Source organism: Vallitalea okinawensis (assembly GCF_002964605.1).
Taxonomy (GTDB): domain Bacteria; phylum Bacillota; class Clostridia; order Lachnospirales; family PQDH01; genus Vallitalea_A; species Vallitalea_A okinawensis.
Genome location: NZ_PQDH01000045.1, coordinates 1 through 3035 on the forward strand (window position 1 = coordinate 1; position 3035 = coordinate 3035).

The following is a 3035-nucleotide window of genomic DNA, read 5'->3' on the forward strand; positions in this document are numbered from 1 at the left end:
CCAGATGCAGCCAATGCATTCTTTACAGAGCAAGCAGCTATCATGCCTCAAGGTTCATGGTTTGTTCCAGACCTAAGTAACTTAAACCAAGTGGATGAAGGTTTCGATCAAAAGATTGGTGTAGCAGCCTTCCCAGATAGCATCGTATTAGGTGATGCCAAAGGTTACGGTATGATGATTAACAGAGAAGCATCAGAAGGCGAAATTGCAGGATTAATTGAATTCTTCAAATTCATGTATACACCAGCAGAAATCAACGAGTGGTTAGTAGCTGTTCCAGGTTTTGCTCCAAATGTAGAAATGACAAAAGAGTACACAGATAGATTAACAGCGCCAGCTGTTGAATTAAGTCAAGTAGATGCTACAGCATACCCTCGTTTCGAGGTTATCGTACCAAAAGTAGTATTAGACTTATTCCCTAAAAACTTACCATTATTAATGAATGGTGATATGACACCAGAAGAAATGGCAGCAGAAATGACCAAAACAGCTGAGAAGTTTAAGTAAGCATAACCCTTAACCTATTTTAATATGAAGTAGGGCTGTTCATCCCGTTTAGCAGCCCTACTTAAAAAAGTACCTAAAGAGATCTTTATAAAAGAAAACAAGCAGCACAACAAAAGACCATAGAAAGTAAAAAGGTTAACAAAAAAGAGTAGCAAAAAGAATAACAAAAAAATACCACAAGGTAGTAAAAAAGAAGGGGGCTTATGATGAAAAATAATGATAGACTTGGCATATCTTTATTTCTAATCCCTACAATAGTAATCTTCATTTCATTTTTTCTTGTTCCCGTTATTTCGGTTTTTATAACCAGTTTCGCTGATTGGAATGGACTAACAGAGTTTTCCTTTGTTGGATTAGATAATTATATCAGGCTTTTTACATATGATAATACTTTTTGGGTAGCATCAAAGAACTTATTATTATGGTGCTTAATAACGATATTCTTCCATGTACCCTTTGGTGGGGTAGTAGCATACATCCTATACAAAAATCCCTTTGGTGGGAAGTTTGTTAGAGTTGTGTATATGATACCGAATATAATTGCCGCTTCAGCGTGGGCAATCATGTATAGATTTATCTTCAACAATGATTTTGGCGTTATCAATAACTTCATTAGAGCCATTGGTTTTGAAGACTTTAGTGTGAACTGGTTCTACGATCCAGATACAGCCTTTATTGCTGTCACTTTTACTTGGGTATTCTTCTCCATCGTTAATACACTACTGATATTAGCTGCACTTCAAGCCATACCTAAAGAAATTCATGAAGCAGCACAGATCGATGGTGCTACCGAATGGGAAACAGCCACTAAAATCGACATACCATTGATTAAACCAGCACTTTCAACATGTATGATTTTATCATTAGCAGGTATTATCACCCAGTTTGAAGTCATCTTCTTAACAACAAGAGGTGGTCCAGGTAATAAAACCTACAACTTAGCCTTAATGCTTTATGATGGTATCATGAGTAACGATTACGGCTATGCCAATGCAGTAGCAGTTTTAATGATCATACTAGGTATTTCAATCCTTATCATATCCAATAAACTCTTTGGTGTGAATAAGGAAGAAGCTTAAGAAGGGTAAGGAGGGATTAACATGAAAATACTAAAAAATCTTATACTGAAAGTCGTTATGTATGCCATACTTCTCTTTGTTGTTCTCATCTCCATAGGACCTATACTTTGGGTCATGATGTCCTCTATGAAGAGTAGTAAAGATATCCTTAACCACCCTTTCACTTTACCAGAAGCCTTTAACCTATCCGGTTATATCAACGTGATAGAAACAACAGATATTGTCATTAACTTTGCCAATTCCCTGATCATCACCATATCAGCAACCATCATTGCTTTATTCATCTATTCCCTTTCAGGGTACATCTTTGCAAAGTTTGACTTTAAATTTAAAAAGATCATGTATGTGGTTCTGTCATTGACATTACTCATACCATCCCATGCAACATCTCAACCCATCTTTTCTCTCATCAATGCCATAGGCCTTTATGATACAAGAATGGGGTTAATGCTGGTTTATGTGGCAAGAGGTTTAGCCATCTCCATCTTTATACTAAGAACCTCTTTTTATAACGTGCCAAAAGACTTAGATGTGGCAGCGAAAATCGACTCAGCTAACTTCTGGCAGATCTTTTACAAGATCAACCTGCCACTAGTCAAGCCAGGCTTAGCAACAGCAGCCATCATGATCTTCTTACAGACATGGAATGAATTCTACTATGGTATTATACTGACCACATCATCCGTGAACAGAACATTACCAGTAGCCTTACAGTTCTTAAACGATACCTTATCGTATAACTATACCAACCTATTTGCAGCCATAGTCATAACAGCAGTACCAAGTATCATCATCTACTTATGTATGCAACAAAGGATACAAGAAAGCTTCGTCACTTCAGGATTAAAAGGATAGGATGATAGCAATGAAAAAAATATTTGAAAATCCAGTCTATGCAGTCTTACTAGCCATTGTATGTACAGCTCTATGGGGCAGTGCCGTTCCCATTGTTAAGTTAGGCTATGAAGTCATGGACTTAGATACAGCCAATACCTATGGCAAAATGCTCTTTGCAGGTGTCAGATTCTTTATAGCATCCATCGCCTTATTCGGCTTTGCTATATTCGGATTAAAGCTGGATGTAAAGATCAAAAACATGAAGATGTTATCCAAAGTAACAACACTAGGACTGATGCAAACCACCTTTCAGTACTCCTTCATGTACATCGGTGTGTCCTTTACAACAGCAGCCAAAAGTTCCATCTTAACATCAACAGGCATCTTCTTTATCGCTATATTAGCCCACTTCATTTACAAAAATGATAAGTTAACCCCCAACAAAGTATTGGGTTTAATCAGTGGGTTCACCGGTATCGTCATTGCCAGCTTAGGAAAGTCTGGAGGGATCAACTTTGAGTTTGCACTTTTAGGTGAAGGGTTAATCATCGCTTATCAGCTATGCAGTGCCATAGCTAGCATCTTTGCCAAGAACTTCTCAAAAGACATCCA

General features: G+C 37.5%; 4 protein-coding genes. All 4 read left to right on the forward strand.

Features of this window, described 5'->3' with window-relative positions:
* Window positions 1–507: type 2 periplasmic-binding domain-containing protein (locus C1Y58_RS26175; protein ID WP_157950301.1), on the forward strand; the 507-nt coding region annotated here is incomplete at its 5' end.
* Between the two features lie 206 nt (window positions 508–713).
* Window positions 714–1586 carry a carbohydrate ABC transporter permease gene (locus C1Y58_RS26180; RefSeq protein ID WP_157950302.1) on the forward strand — a complete coding sequence of 291 codons (873 nt, stop codon included), beginning with the start codon at window positions 714–716 and terminating at the stop codon, window positions 1584–1586.
* A 21-nt stretch (window positions 1587–1607) separates the two neighbouring features.
* Window positions 1608–2441, forward strand: a complete 834-nt coding sequence (locus tag C1Y58_RS26185; protein ID WP_105620103.1) for a carbohydrate ABC transporter permease — start codon at window positions 1608–1610, stop codon at window positions 2439–2441.
* A 10-nt stretch (window positions 2442–2451) separates the two neighbouring features.
* The coding region (locus C1Y58_RS26190) for a DMT family transporter (RefSeq protein ID WP_170311701.1) at window positions 2452–3035 on the forward strand (584 nt) is incomplete at its 3' end.

What these genes read in the sequence shown, in the direction of transcription:
- C1Y58_RS26180 (WP_157950302.1), top strand. Translation starts at nt 714, where the DNA reads ATGAAAAATAATGATAGACTTGGCATATCTTTATTTCTAATCCCTACA.
- C1Y58_RS26185 (WP_105620103.1), top strand. Translation starts at nt 1,608, where the DNA reads ATGAAAATACTAAAAAATCTTATACTGAAAGTCGTTATGTATGCCATA.